The 13,392-nt window shown below is 55.4% G+C and carries 11 protein-coding genes and 1 pseudogene; 5 read left to right on the forward strand and 7 right to left on the reverse strand.

The window, feature by feature from the left end:
- Window positions 1-50 precede the first annotated feature (50 nt).
- The 5 genes from brxC to I6L37_RS20750 form a co-directional block, all read right to left on the reverse strand.
- The gene (gene brxC, locus I6L37_RS20730) at window positions 51-3,524 is read right to left on the reverse strand and encodes a BREX system P-loop protein BrxC (RefSeq protein WP_216992842.1); all 3,474 of its coding nucleotides are present in this window, start codon (window positions 3,522-3,524) and stop codon (window positions 51-53) included.
- Window positions 3,525-3,541: 17 nt separating this feature from the next.
- Window positions 3,542-4,090: a BREX protein BrxB domain-containing protein gene (locus I6L37_RS20735; protein ID WP_182951578.1), complete on the reverse strand. Its 549-nt coding sequence runs from the start codon at window positions 4,088-4,090 to the stop codon at window positions 3,542-3,544.
- Window positions 4,091-4,103: 13 nt separating this feature from the next.
- On the reverse strand, window positions 4,104-4,868 hold the full coding sequence (locus I6L37_RS20740; protein ID WP_182951577.1) for a hypothetical protein: 765 nt from the start codon (window positions 4,866-4,868) through the stop codon (window positions 4,104-4,106).
- A gap of 166 nt (window positions 4,869-5,034) precedes the next feature.
- Entirely contained in the window at window positions 5,035-5,802 is a 768-nt protein-coding gene (locus I6L37_RS22135; protein WP_232092746.1) for a hypothetical protein, read from the reverse strand.
- A gap of 179 nt (window positions 5,803-5,981) precedes the next feature.
- Window positions 5,982-6,170 (reverse strand): DUF3283 family protein, encoded by a 189-nt coding sequence (locus I6L37_RS20750; protein ID WP_182951572.1) that lies wholly within the window; start codon window positions 6,168-6,170, stop codon window positions 5,982-5,984.
- Between the two features lie 115 nt (window positions 6,171-6,285).
- Between I6L37_RS20750 and umuD the strand changes: the two genes are divergently transcribed.
- From umuD to umuC, 4 genes are all read left to right on the forward strand, one after another.
- Window positions 6,286-6,708 (forward strand): translesion error-prone DNA polymerase V autoproteolytic subunit, encoded by a 423-nt coding sequence (umuD, locus tag I6L37_RS20755; protein WP_216992843.1) that lies wholly within the window; start codon window positions 6,286-6,288, stop codon window positions 6,706-6,708.
- A gap of 199 nt (window positions 6,709-6,907) precedes the next feature.
- Window positions 6,908-8,449 carry an IS21-like element ISAs29 family transposase gene (gene istA, locus I6L37_RS20760; protein ID WP_121463554.1) on the forward strand — a complete coding sequence of 514 codons (1,542 nt, stop codon included), beginning with the start codon at window positions 6,908-6,910 and terminating at the stop codon, window positions 8,447-8,449.
- Between the two features lie 14 nt (window positions 8,450-8,463).
- Window positions 8,464-9,219: an IS21-like element ISAs29 family helper ATPase IstB gene (gene istB, locus I6L37_RS20765; RefSeq protein WP_077097809.1), complete on the forward strand. Its 756-nt coding sequence runs from the start codon at window positions 8,464-8,466 to the stop codon at window positions 9,217-9,219.
- 108 nt (window positions 9,220-9,327) lie between these two features.
- On the forward strand, window positions 9,328-10,587 hold the full coding sequence (gene umuC / locus I6L37_RS20770; protein WP_216992844.1) for a translesion error-prone DNA polymerase V subunit UmuC: 1,260 nt from the start codon (window positions 9,328-9,330) through the stop codon (window positions 10,585-10,587).
- Window positions 10,588-10,598: 11 nt separating this feature from the next.
- Here the strand turns inward: umuC and I6L37_RS20775 are convergent.
- Window positions 10,599-10,772 (reverse strand): annotated as a pseudogene (locus tag I6L37_RS20775) (IS3 family transposase); the annotation flags it as partial.
- An 11-nt stretch (window positions 10,773-10,783) separates the two neighbouring features.
- A complete protein-coding gene (locus tag I6L37_RS20780) occupies window positions 10,784-12,028 on the reverse strand; it encodes a hypothetical protein (protein WP_203130877.1) in 1,245 nt (414 codons plus the stop codon).
- Between the two features lie 380 nt (window positions 12,029-12,408).
- Between I6L37_RS20780 and I6L37_RS20785 the strand changes: the two genes are divergently transcribed.
- Window positions 12,409-13,326 (forward strand): WYL domain-containing protein, encoded by a 918-nt coding sequence (locus I6L37_RS20785; RefSeq protein ID WP_216992845.1) that lies wholly within the window; start codon window positions 12,409-12,411, stop codon window positions 13,324-13,326.
- Window positions 13,327-13,392 lie beyond the last annotated feature (66 nt).

Consider the following 13,392-nt stretch of genomic DNA (forward strand, 5'->3'; position numbering starts at 1 on the left):
CGCGGCAAGTCTGCCGCATCGGCCTTATTGTTTCTCTTTTGTTCAGCGCACTAGCTGACGCGTACCGGGTTACCTTGGGCCAGTTCGCAACGCACCTGATCTTCTACCTGGGCCAGCCAAGCTTTCAGATCTTGTTCTGATTCAATCAGCGGCTTTGGCACCGAAATATGGCGCACCTTGGGTTTGAGCAGGGTGACTGCATCGCTCAGCGCCTTATCAAAATAAGAGGTCAAGGCTGAAATACGATCGTTCCACCCCTGCCAGGAGCAGTTATCCAGGCTCTGCTGCACCTCTTGCAAACTGCCCAGTTTAAGTTTGGGTAACTGGGCGATGCCGTGCTTGGCGAGCAGTTGGCTCTGCTGATCGCTGGTGAGCTTGGCCCAACTGGGGTCACTGTCGAGTTCCCGATAGCAGGCCTGGTACTCCTGCTCATAGCGGTCACAGTGCGCCATGATGGTGTTACGCAACGCGTCTATGGCTTTGTTGAGTAGTGGCTGCACCGGGGAAGGGCTTTGCAGCAGGGTTCGACCGGCACGCAGCGACTCGCACTCTTGATTGAGCTCAGCAAACACCGCCAGTTCACGGCAGTAGGGCAGCAGACCTTGCAGGTTGTCCCACTGCTCTTTGCGCTCGGCCACCAGCTCAAGCTGTGCTTTCCAGCTCTCGTATTCGGCTTGCAGCGCCTCTTTGCTTTCAAACGCGGCGAGCAGTTGATCATTGCCCGAGAGCACCAATAGCTCATCGAGTTGCTGGGTTGAGGGGGGCAGTGGCAAGGGAGCCTCGCCCCCGAGACGGCGAGCCAGCGCCTTGGCCTGTTGTAATGCGTCGGCAAGCTTGCAGCTCTCTTCCCCGGCGTTACAACTCCCCCCCAAGCTGTTGATCAGGCTGCGCACCTTGATCAATTGTACCTTGCCGATGGTGGCCGTTTCGGGGCGGAACTGGGTCGGGCCGACCTGGGCGCGCTCCAGGCTGCGCGCATCGGTGGCGTTGAGTTTGGCATCGCTGGCTTTGAGTACGCCAGCAGCCAACATAGCAAAGAGTGCTCCATCGATAGCATCACGGGACCAGCCGTAAGGGGCTTTACCAAAGTGTTCGCGCACTTCACTACCGGTTTTCATCACCCCGATAAACCTTTTGATTTCACGGCAGACCGGGAGGTTTTGTGCCTCACCCTGGTGGCCAATCGCCTCTAGCGCATCGGCATCCCCCTGGCTGGCACGGGTGTAAACCTTGGCCCACTCCTTGTGATCTGCCATATCGAAGTTGCGATAGAGGCGCACGCAGGCCGTTTCGGCCCCAGCTTGCAGTTGCGCCACCAAGGTATCTCCCCCCACTTCACTGCCACCAGAGAGGCGCAGCCACATCATCCCTTCCATCTCAGCGGTCAAGCGTTTGACCTCTGCTTCGGCATTGCGCTGGCTCGACATCATGGCGGCACGGGCCTCTTTACCCGCTTCGGTCATCACCGCATTTTGTTTGACGTCCAGGGTCATGGTGGCCGCCTGCTTCTCAACGATGGCTGCGTTAAGCTTGCTCTTACCCTCTGAGGGGATATAAAGATAAAGGGTGCCATTATCTGCGCTATCTGCGCGCGCCAAATCTTGCAATTGCCGCTCCGGTAATCCCGGTGCCCAGACGTAGAGCTTCTCTTGTGCATCGTTGGGCAACTCATCATCGAACGCAACATTCAGGGTGCGCCCCTCTGCCACCTGGCCTTGGGTAAGGCGCACTTGGCTGACCAACTTGCGCACTATGGTGTGCACCAGTTGATTGCGCAGGCCATCGAGTCGTGCTGGATCGGCACGGAGCTCCGCTTGCTGCTGGCGATACATGTCATACCAAGCCTGGCTCTCGGCCGTTTGCAGGCGATACTCAACGCCACTTGCAGACTGCACTGCCATGATCAGCGAGGCCTTTTCCAACACCTGCAGCGCCGCATTGACTCGTGGCCGCAGGTCGTGCTTCTCATTCTCCAAATCTTCGATCAGCAAGTCAGCCAGGGTTTCTGCACTGGCGTGAATGCCGTAGTCAATTTCGCTCGGCAATTTGCTGATCATCAGGATGAGGGAGAGGATCCGCCCCTGCAGGACCTCTTCAGGCGAGCCATCTTTGAGCTTGCCAATCTCGGCATAGATCTCTTGCCCCACTACTCCGCTATTGACCAGATCGTTGACGATTTGATCGTAAATAAAATCGGCCGGGATCAGACAGCCAAGCGCCTTTTCGGCCCCGTAACGGGTTGCCTCATGAGTGATACGCAGTTGATTACGCAGCTGTGAGCCGGTGCCGGTTTTATCCAGCGCGGGCAGCAACTTTTCCCAGAAACGGCGACGCACCGGCAGCAATGGATAGTCGGCCACCATCCACTGTTCGTCATCCCGTTGATGTTCAAACTTAGAGCCCCGCAGATGGCGGCTGATCTCGCCCAGGTTTTTCTGGATCAGATCCTCGACAGCCCCCTTGGCACTCTCTTTTTTCTGCAGGATCACTTTGCGGATCACTGCATCCACATCGGTATCGGCCAGTTGCACTGTGACCACAAAGCGGCCCATCAGGCGTTGCAGGTTAGGGGTGTCACTTAGCGCACTTTGCCCTGTGGCAACAAACAGCAGGCGTGATTTAAAGCGGCTCGCCTTGCAGCAGGTTTCAATTACCTCTTGCACATCAAAGGCGCGGTCTTCATCTCCGCCCACATACTGCTGCACCTCATCAAGCACGATCAGCGTGAGCGGCAGCTGACCATTACGTTCCAGGGCATCCATGACCGCATCGACCATCTCGTCGTTGGTGATGTCTTTGACCTCTGGGAACTGTGCACGCAGTACCTTGGACATGTCTGGGGCGTTGGTGGCCAAATCACTGAAATGGTGCAACAGTGCCTGAGCCATCACAGGAGAGACGTAGAGATTACGCAGCTCTCTTTGCCAAGGATCTTGATCTGCAACTGCTTTGCCATGCAGCCTGACATACTGTTGCACGGCATCGAGCACCCCTTGGGATTTCAACCACATCACAAAGCGGGCTAGATGGTATTGCTCTGGCAACCCTACCGACTTGAAGATGATAGAGAGAAACGCCAGGCGCACGTTGCCACGCTTGCCCGCGCCCAGGGTACCCGAAGCGGCATGCAAACCCTGGTATTGTTGGGAGAGCAGTGACAGCTTGGCAAATTGCTCGCGAATGCCTGCAGGGAGATCGGCCAGGCTCAAGGGATCGGCACCATCAGAGAAGCGTTGATTGGTCCAGAAGGTGCGCAACATCTTGGCCAAGTGAGATTTACCCGATCCGTAGAAACCGCTGATCCAGACCCCTGACTGCTCAACCTTGGCGTCTAGCTTGCTCAGATAGGCCGCCAGAATTTTCTGCATGCCCGCCTCATAGGCGCCATCACAGACAAAGGTTTTAAGCTCATAACGCAGGGTAGCGAAGGACTCGGCACTCTGATCATCGTTGACGACGGCCACACCGTTGTTGGCCAACTCAGATTGCAACGGATCGTTACTGTAAATCTCTCTATTTAGCATCCCGTAATTCCTTGTTGTTATTCGTTATGGTGACAGATGGCGGTGGCGTGATATCCCCACCCATCCTTGGCATCTAACAGACTAAAGTTGTTGTCGTGATACTCGCCGGGGAAGAAGACCACCAGCTTGCCTTTTACCACTGGAGAGAGCGCCTTCACCAACCCAGAAACAGAGGCAAAACCAAACAGCGTGCCAGTGCCCAGCAGGGCCACTACATCGTTGCTCCCCAGGGTTTTATCGACTTCCTCTTTCAGACGCTCGGCCAGCTCTTCGGCAAAAAATTCATAACTGCCCACTAGCAGCTCCGGCTCGGCGAAATAGGCGTCTGCATAGTCGTGTTCCCCCATCCACTTGGGGAAGGCATCTGTGATATCCAACAACTGCCAGCAGTGACCATGCTGCTCAACGGCCAGTTGAAATTCAGTGACCCGAGCCCGCAGCTTTAACTCATCTTCTTTGTGGTACACCACAAAGACAGCGCGCTCTTCGGCAGATAGCACCGAGCGCCAAGGCACCGAGATATAAGTGGTAAAACGCTTAATCAGTTTTGAGAGGCGATCACCCATGCTCTCGTTCTCCTCAAGATGCTGGCGCTATTGGCCAGAGGGGGAAGCGGATTTCGACAATGCCACTAGCCTGCTTGTAGCTAATTACGCCATGCAGCGATGCCATGTAGGCCAGCTCATATCCCTCTGCCGGATCCAGGCTTAGCAGTTGAAACCATGGAGTCTGAAACAACCCTTGTCCGGCACGCCCTTCACAGTGACCGAGAAAGAGTGCAAATGCCGCATTGACATAGGTCACGACCGGACTGGTTCTCACCTTTTTGTATTTGCCTTGCAGGAACCCGGCGTGCGTCCAACTGCCGTTGATATTCTGGGCAAACGAGCGCAGGGAAGCCGGGCTGAAACGGTTAGGGTCGGGGGCGGCTAAAACGTGTTCCACCTGTTCACGTTCCAGTATGTCTCCCAACGGGGTCGTACTAATCAACGACTGGGTCTGCCTTAATAACGGGTCCCTGGCCAGCGCAAGTTGCAAGGTCAACAGAGGTTGAGCCTCTTCACTTCGCTCCCATAGCTGGCGAAACACGTGAAACAAAGGGATATCCGGGGAGATACCATACAGATCGACCAGGTGGCGGAACGTCAACTTGCGGGCATTGTCGCTGCTTTTATGCAGCACATTGTAAAGCTCGATATCTTGCTGATAGTCATGCCGGGTTGCCTGCTCAGGGCGACCATCCAGCAGCGTTTTTAGCTCGCTATACATCAAGCTTCTAGCCGAGTGGGCCCCATTTTTACCAAATTTAAAGCCCAGCTTAACCAGGTGTTCTTCGCTACTCATAAATGCTCTATTGACCCTAACGGCGCTCAGTTCATGCTATCAAAGGAGCGTCATTCTACCCCTCAGAGGGCGATTGCTCTATGAAGCCAGGTCACCAAAACTCAAGATTTATGTCAATTGGACAAGATAAGCGCATATTTGGCAGCCGTTTGTGCTCTCTGAGCTTTCACGACCAGGTATATTTGATGGGGTTTGAAGCTCCCCGCTTGCGAAACTCATCGGGCAGCCTCTTGCCGACATACATGGCTTTGATCTCCTCAGACGCCTCATGGCCAACAAAGCCATAACGTCCTTCAATGGTCTCTTTACCTGGAAAATGTTCAGCTGTTGCGTCAATCCACTGCTGCGCAATAAATGCACCGACAATCAGCCCCTGCACCGTGGCTAAAATCACATCTGCTTGGCAGGCCTTATCTTTATTAAGACGCCAAGCAAAGCGGGTTGCGTCATAAAGTGACCGCTCTAATGCGCTACGGTTAACACTGATCAACAGCGCCTTATGGTGGAATTCGGCAGTTGGAGCACAGTACTTTTGGATGATCTCGGTTGAGTGCATGGCACCAAATTCACTATTGCCATGCCCATCCATGATATTGGTGATCCCCGGATAGGCATCAACCAGCGCCGCTTCGACCTCAAAGGCCGTTTTTTCGTTCATACCGTGCCGATGAATAACATGCACCACATCCAGCCCTGCAAGATGGATGGCGCGAATTCGCTCCAATTTTTCCGATACAGCGTCATCCTCAACACTGCCTTGGACATGAGCAAAGACCCGGTTGCCCTTCCCCTTGCCGATATAAAATGTTTCGCCATTGCGTGGATCAATCAGCCGGTAAACGTAGTACTGCAGTTTACTGACAACTTCAGGGGGGAACGATTCTAACGTTTGGACATGCATGTTCAGGTTATTGCTCTCTCGTGCAAGCTGCATAACACAGCCATTATTTTAAATAAATTTTGTGAGTTATTACCGTACCGCTCGTGTGCCGACTAAGACGACCCGAGTTGCTGTAACGAGCGTCTAAAAGTGGTGAGAGGCGATTTTATCGGGCTATGACAATTCCTTCGATACTGGGCATGTGTACATGTAACATTTTCAACCAGATAGAGTTAGCCTCGTTTGTATTTACCCACTTGCTCAAGAAAGTAGCTGCTCAGCTCACCCTTATGCTGGCTTGCTTCGCTTTCTGCGCTGGCCAAGTAACCGTTGCGCTCCTTCCATACCGCATATGCGGCGGCCTTCTCGACCTCGACCCGTTCTTGCTGCTCTTTCGGTAGGGCACACAGATTGTGACTCATACTGACCTCTTTGTTATTTGTTGGCGCCATGGTACGCCATCACTGGCATGCGGGACTTGCGCTGGTTCAAAGGTGGTGCGCTATAATAGCTGTATATAAATACAGGTGTTTTGCCATGAAGCTGTTAACCCCAGACCCATCACCCGCCGAGGTGACCATCCCGCTGTTCTTGCACCGCGCCTCTTGCGGCTTTCCCAGCCCAGCCAGCGACTATCTGGAAGGGAAGTTAGACCTCAACACCCACTGCGTGGCGCACCCTGCAGCAACCTTCTATCTGCGTGCCGAGGGGGAGAGCATGACCGGGGTCGGCATCTTTCCCGGTGACTTGCTGGTGGTCGATAAGAGCCTCACCCCGCGCCATGGTGATGTGGTGATTGCACTACTCGATGGCGGCTTCACGGTAAAGACCTTGCAGCTCAAGCCGAGGTTGCGGCTGTTGCCAGCCAATCCGGCGTTCGCGCCTATCGACCCTTGTATGAGCCTCTCCCTGGAGTTGTTTGGAGTGGTCACCCATGTTGCATATTCCGGCCGATCATGAACACCGATTCCGGTTCAACGTGAACACCATTTCCGGACCAATGTGAACGCTCATTCCGGCTCAACCTGAACACTTTGCCCCTCCTTTCCGGAAACAGTGTTCAACATCCCGGAATCACTGTTCACATTCACCAGAATCATCCTTAACGCATTGATTTAACAACCTTTGATACGCTCTCCCTTTTGCCAGGGAAGAGCCTATGTCTGCCAAGAGGATTGCAATGCGTAAAATTCGTGAAGTGCTGCGACTGCGGCTGGAAGCTGACCTCTCTGTTCGCCAAATCAGTATCTGTACCAAGGTCAGTGTCGGCTCCATCCAGAAACTCCTCAAAAGTGCCCAGGCGCTCGGCCTTAGCTGGCCCCTGCCCACCGAGTTTGATGATGGCCGACTGGCTGCCCTGTTTTATCCGCAGGCCGATACCACCATATCGGCCTGCCATGTCGTGCCGGATTGGCCCTCTGTCCATCAGGAGCTCAAGCGCAAGGGGGTCTCCAAACAGCTGCTCTGGGAGGAGTACACCCAGCGCTATCCCAATAGCTGTTACAGCTACTCCCAGTTCTGCGACCGTTACAAGTCCTGGTGTCAGTTGCAAAAGCGCTCCATGCGCCAGATCCATAAGGCGGGGGAAAAGCTCTTTATCGACTACTGCGGGCCCACGGTGCCCATCGTGTCGCCGACCACGGGTGAGGTCCGTCAGGCACAAGTCTTTGTCGCCGTGCTCGGTGCGTCCAACTACACCTTTGCCGAGGCCACCTGGTCACAGTCACTGCCGGACTGGCTGCAAAGCCATGTCCGTGCCTTTGAGTTTTTCGGCGGGACACCGGCACTGCTGATCCCCGACAACCTCAAGAGCGGTGTCAGCAAGGCTTGCCGATACGATCCCGAGCTCAACCCCAGCTACCAGCAGTTGGCCGAGCACTATCAGGTGGCGGTGATGCCAGCTCGTCCTTACAAGCCCAAGGACAAGGCCAAGGCGGAGGTGGGTGTGCAGATCGTCGAGCGCTGGATCCTGGCCCGTCTACGCCATCAGACCTTCTTCTCGCTTGCCGAACTCAACCAGTGCATCCGTGCCTTGCTGAACGAACTCAACGAGCGTCCGTTCAAGCAACTGCCCGGTAACCGACGTGACGCATTTGAGCAGTTGGACCGCCCGGCACTGGGACCACTGCCGGTGCATCCCTATCGCTATGTCGCCATCAAAACGGTCAAGGTCAACATCGACTATCACGTCAGCTATGAGCAGCACCATTACTCGGTGCCACACCAGTATGTGGGTCAGCAACTGGAGCTCCATGCAGGCGACACACTGCTTCAGGTCTATCACCAGCAACAGCTGGTCGCGAGCCATCCACGTAAAACCATCCCGGGGATGAGCACGCTCCCTGAGCACATGCCGGAACGTCACAGCAAGCAGCAACGCTGGACCCCAGGGCGTCTTAAACAGTGGGCTGCTGACATCGGACCGAGCACCTTGTGCTGGGTTAGCGAACGGTTGGAAGAGAAAGCCCATGCCGAGCAGGCATACCGACTCTGCCTGGGGCTGCTGAGTCTTAGCCGGGAGTATCCGCCATCACGGGTTGAAGCCTGTTGCCAGTTGGCCAACCGGGAAGGTCTGGTGCGACTCAAACAGCTCAAGTCGGTGCTGACCAGTGGCCGCGACCAACTGCCCGCAAGCCCGCTGAGCTACCCAGAGTTACCGCAAGAGCACGAGAACATCCGTGGCCCCCAGAGCTTCCACTAAAGAGGATACGCCCCATGACCCAACAAACCCTGACCCGCCTGAGAAACCTGAAACTGACCGGCATGGCGGATGCCGTGCAACAACAACTGGAACATGCGAGTACCTACGAAGGGCTGCCCTTCATCGAGCGGCTAAGCCTGCTGGTCGAACACGAACAACTGAGCCGGGAGCAGCGTAAGCAAACTCGGCTGGTCAAGCAGGCAAGGCTCAAACTCCAGGCCACGGTGCAGGAGCTGGACTACCAGTCAGCACGCAACCTGGAGCGGTCACAGGTAGCAAACCTGGCCCAAGGAGAGTGGCTGCGCCGGGGCCAGAACCTGCTCATTACCGGCCCCTGTGGCTGTGGAAAAACCTACCTGGCTTGTGCGCTGGGCTACCAAGCCTGTCAGCAAGGGCATAGCACTCGTTACTACCGGCTGCCACGTCTGCTGCTTGAGCTGAGCCAGGCCAAGGTAGATGGCAGTTACGCCAGACTGTTGGGTCAACTGGCAAGGATAGAGCTGCTGATCCTGGATGACTGGGGACTGGAGGCGGTGAATGCCGAACAGCGCAACGCACTGCTGGAGATCATGGATGATCGGTATGGGAAATACTCGACGATAGTGGTCAGTCAGCTGCCAACTGAAGAGTGGTACGCGAGCTTGGGTGACAACACCCTGGCAGATGCGATCCTGGACCGGCTGATGCACAACGCTCACCGGCTGCCACTGAAGGGAGAATCGATGAGGAAGAGGAGAAGTGAGTTGACCCAATCTGAACAGTCGAGTTAGAAACGAGATGACGTGAGCGCGTTAAGGATCAGGGTGTTCACGTTGGCCGGAATGGCTGTTCAACTTCGCCGGAATACGCACATGTGATTGGCAATCTGAGGCAGCGTGATGGCTATAGCGCTCGTTGATGTAAACAACTTCTACGCCAGCTGTGAGCGGCTGTTTCGCCCTGAGCTGCGTGGCCGCCCGATCGTGGTGCTCTCCAACAACGATGGATGCGTGGTGTCGCGCAGCCCCGAAGCCAAGGCGATGGGTATCAAGATGGCCGGGCCCTACTTCAAGATCCGCGAGCAGTTCGAGGCGCATGGCGGTGTGGCATTCAGCTCCAACTACGCACTCTATGGAGACATGTCTGGCAGGGTGATGAGCACGTTGGAGACCATGTCCCCCGAACTGGAGGTCTACTCCATTGATGAAGCATTCCTGTCACTGTCGGAGTCGTTTGCCGGGGACCTGACAGCCTATGGACAACAGATCCGGCAGCGAGTGTGGCAGTGGACCGGCCTAACGGTAGGGGTCGGGATTGGTCCCACCAAGACCCTCGCCAAGCTGGCCAACTATGCAGCCAAGAAGTGGCCTGCCACTGGCGGCGTCGTGGACTTGCGTGACGAGCTGCGCCGTGCCCGGCTGATGGCTATCACCCCGGTGGACGAGGTGTGGGGCATAGGACGGCGCTTGGGAGCCAAGTTGGTGGCACAAGGCATCAACACCGTGGCTGACCTGGTGGCTAGCGATGCCAAAGGGTTACGCGCCCAATACGGCGTGGTGGTCGAGCGGATCGTACAGGAGCTGCGTGGCCTGCCTTGTGCAGAGCTGACCGTTGAACCGACGGCGAAGCTGCAGATCCTCTCGAGCCGTTCCTTTGGTGAGCGCGTGACTGACCGTGGAGAAATGGCCCAAGCGTTGTCAGGCTTTATGGCTCGCGCAGCCGAGAAGCTGCGGGCCGAGGGGATGTGTTGCCAGCGGGTGCACCTGTTCGTGCGAACTAGCCCCTTTGACGAACGAGCGCCTTACTACAGTGAGCAGGCTGGCGTCCGGCTGGTCTGCCCTAGCGATGACACCCGGTTGCTGCTGCAGCAAGTGAACGTGCTGCTAGCGCAGATTTGGCGCGACGGTTACCGCTATCAGAAGGGGGGCGTCATGCTGAGTGAGTTCACTCCCAAGGGGCAGCAACAGGCAGACCTGTTTGCCCCGTCCTCCGCTCAATCAGATGCGCTGATGGCAGTGATGGACCAGATCAAAGCCAAGGGATTGGGGCGCGTAGGCTTTGCCAGCCAAGGTACGGGGTCGCCTGAGTGGATGATGCGACAAGAGCACCTGAGCCCCTGTTACACCACCCGCTGGGAGGACCTGCCAGTAGCCAGGTAATTCTGTAGTGATCAACTAAATCCGGACACTTGGTTAGGCCGTTCTTCGGCTTTTGCTGGCGGTACCCCGTCATTGTGGTGATGTGGACGCCGCCAGTTGTAGTAATCCATCAGGTAATAACTGATGTCCCGCTTTGCTTCCCGTAGCTTCATGTATCCCGTCGCCGGGAGCCACTCTGACTTAACAAATCAAAAGGTTATTTACATTTCTCACACCACCAGCCATTCGGGCCATTGCCTCTATCGCCCCCACAGTGAGGACAAGAACCCGGTTTGATAGAGGAGTACCACTGGCGTTGCGTGTCGCTCACGGGTTGCGGACTGGCAACGGGGTTGGTCTGTTTCTGGGGAGTGCTGTTTACATTTGCGCCACCTCGCATGCTGGCGTAGGAATACCGTATAGACGCTTCTGCCTTTTCTGTTCTTGCCATTCGTTGCGCACGAGTTCTGATGCAAACCTCGCGATAGCAGTAGCCGTCAGCATCAAGGCGTTGGTGCTGTAGTTGGCAATTACGACACGCGGTCGGCGTAGATCGTGGATACTGCCCCCCATTGCTGGTCTTGTCGCTGTCTTGCGCAGCCCGTGCGGCATAGTCCCATGCTCTCTGGGCGGCGCGCTCCTGTTCAGCCAATCTCATCTGAGCCGTAATCGCCGCTTGGTGCTCGCGTTGCATCCTTTGCTTTACCTCAGATTGACGCCGCGCTTCCTCCAGTTGTTCTTGTTTTAGTTGCTGCAGTCTGGCTTTCTCCTCTGCTTCTTGCCGTCGCTGTTCGGCAAGCTGCTCCAGGGCGATCAGCGCCATCTCCTCGCGTGGGTGATAGAGCCAATGCAGGCAGTTGGGATTTTCGCTGAGAATCGTCAGCATCAAAGTCGTCGTGTCCATCCCTACCGGGCGAGACTTATCGAACATCCGGTCGCCAAATTGGCTATAACGAACAGCCAAAACACCTGTTTTTGGATGTTTGGCGATGAATCGCCCAAGCCACAGCGGGTACAACCCTACAGGCTCATGCGCGGCAGGAAAGTGTAAGGCAAGGTGGAAGTCTGGTCGGGACATCAACTGAAATAGCCCTGCCGGAACACCATGGGTCTCTGCTTGCGGAACAAATTGAACGCCTATATCAGCATGGGCCTTAGCAACCAGTTCCTTGACCCCATCAAACGAGGTGTAATGGGCAGGGGTATTGAGCTTCACTACACTTTCCAGCTTAGAGCGCAGCATCAACCGAACACTGGTTTCAAAGGCGTAGAAGCATTTTTCCTTGCTGTCACGGTAATGCGCGAAGCAGTGGCGGTTTTGCTCACCTTTTCTGGCAACGAGCAATCCTTGACAACTAGGACAATGACAACCGGCTGCAAGTCCTCTTTCAACATCATCGACCGAGACAATTGCACCGGTCTCGGTCTTAATTGCGAAGGGTATTTTATTCTGAAAGTCCATCAACCGGTCACCTGAATAAGCTCAACCTTCATTTCTGGTAAGCCGCAGAATAGAGTGGCAACGTCCTCTGCCTTATCCCTTTACCTGCACCCTTTGAATCTCCACCACGTTCATCTGCTTGATACCCTTGTACTAAATAAATACACCTAATCGTACTACACCATCCCGAAAGCCTTGAGGTATAGGGCCTGGCGGCAAAGCCTGGCATGACCTTGTGATTGTGAGAGCAACCGAAGTTGAGCTGCACTTCGGCAATATGCTGGTAGAACGTGGTACAGACAGCACAATCTTTTTCATCACACTGTGATTAACTCAGTATATGTCGTCTGTATACTCATGCCGATACTGGTTACATACACATGTCGCATTTTGGAGCACATATGACCCCCAGAGAGCTCACTTGGGATCAGACCCTGCGCTTTCGCCTGCTAGAGATCGTGTTGCAATGGGAAGGACGGCTGACCACCAATCACCTAATGACAGCCTTCAATATCGGCCGCCAGCAAGCATCACGGGATATCAATCACTACCTGACCCACTACTCACCAGAAGGGTTGATCTATGACCGAAGCCTGAAGGGATACAAGCCAACCGAGCAATTCGTACCGCGATTTAGTGAAGGAAAAGTAGATGAGTACCTGATGCTGCTGCACCGTGAAAAACAGCACCAACGCCAACATGAAGCGGGGCTGTTGACCCTGCCGCTGATGGATTTGCGCTACGGCCATATCGAGATCTTGGATGTACCCAACCGCCATATCGACCCCAAGATTGTGCGGGGTCTGGTACAAGCGGCTCGCGGTCAGTTGCGGGTTGATGTCGATTACGTATCCCTCAGCTCAGAGGAGCAGAGCGGCCGCAATATCGTGCCCCACACCCTGGTCTATGACGGGATCCGCTGGCACGTGCGCGCATACTGCGAGAAGAAAGGGGTATATCTGGATTTTGTGATGAGCCGGTTTCGTGGGGAACCTGAGCTACTGGATACCTCCCCTCACGGCCGGGATCAGGATCTTGAGTGGAACACCCAGGTCACTGCGGTGGTCATCCCCAATCCAACCCTCAGCGCAGGACAACAGGCCATCATTGCCAGTGACTATGCCATGCCGGATGGCAAGCTGCTGCTCAACCAGCGCATCCCTTTGATGCATTACGCGCTGGAGCGCATGCAAGTGAGCTATAACGGCGATCATGAACAGAATCCGCTGCTCTACCCGCTGGTACTGGCAAACCGGGACGAGTTGGTAGCCAAGGGCTGCATCTTCAAGCTCCGAAGCCCGGATTTGCGCGAGAGTTAAGGGCTTTATGATGTCCCAGATAAGAACGTGAATAAAGGAGAGAGCCAAGGCTCCCTCCTGCGACAA

Origin of the sequence: Aeromonas sp. FDAARGOS 1407 (assembly GCF_019048725.1) — a bacterium.
Classification (GTDB): Bacteria; Pseudomonadota; Gammaproteobacteria; order Enterobacterales; family Aeromonadaceae; genus Aeromonas; species Aeromonas enteropelogenes.

Coding starts and splice junctions, on each gene's coding strand:
- brxC (WP_216992842.1), bottom strand. CDS start 3,524: ATGCTAAATAGAGAGATTTACAGTAACGATCCGTTGCAATCTGAGTTG.
- I6L37_RS20735 (WP_182951578.1), bottom strand. CDS start 4,090: ATGGGTGATCGCCTCTCAAAACTGATTAAGCGTTTTACCACTTATATC.
- I6L37_RS20740 (WP_182951577.1), bottom strand. CDS start 4,868: ATGAGTAGCGAAGAACACCTGGTTAAGCTGGGCTTTAAATTTGGTAAA.
- I6L37_RS22135 (WP_232092746.1), bottom strand. CDS start 5,802: ATGCAGCTTGCACGAGAGAGCAATAACCTGAACATGCATGTCCAAACG.
- I6L37_RS20750 (WP_182951572.1), bottom strand. CDS start 6,170: ATGAGTCACAATCTGTGTGCCCTACCGAAAGAGCAGCAAGAACGGGTC.
- umuD (WP_216992843.1), top strand. CDS start 6,286: ATGAAGCTGTTAACCCCAGACCCATCACCCGCCGAGGTGACCATCCCG.
- istA (WP_121463554.1), top strand. CDS start 6,908: ATGTCTGCCAAGAGGATTGCAATGCGTAAAATTCGTGAAGTGCTGCGA.
- istB (WP_077097809.1), top strand. CDS start 8,464: ATGACCCAACAAACCCTGACCCGCCTGAGAAACCTGAAACTGACCGGC.
- umuC (WP_216992844.1), top strand. CDS start 9,328: ATGGCTATAGCGCTCGTTGATGTAAACAACTTCTACGCCAGCTGTGAG.
- I6L37_RS20780 (WP_203130877.1), bottom strand. CDS start 12,028: ATGGACTTTCAGAATAAAATACCCTTCGCAATTAAGACCGAGACCGGT.
- I6L37_RS20785 (WP_216992845.1), top strand. CDS start 12,409: ATGACCCCCAGAGAGCTCACTTGGGATCAGACCCTGCGCTTTCGCCTG.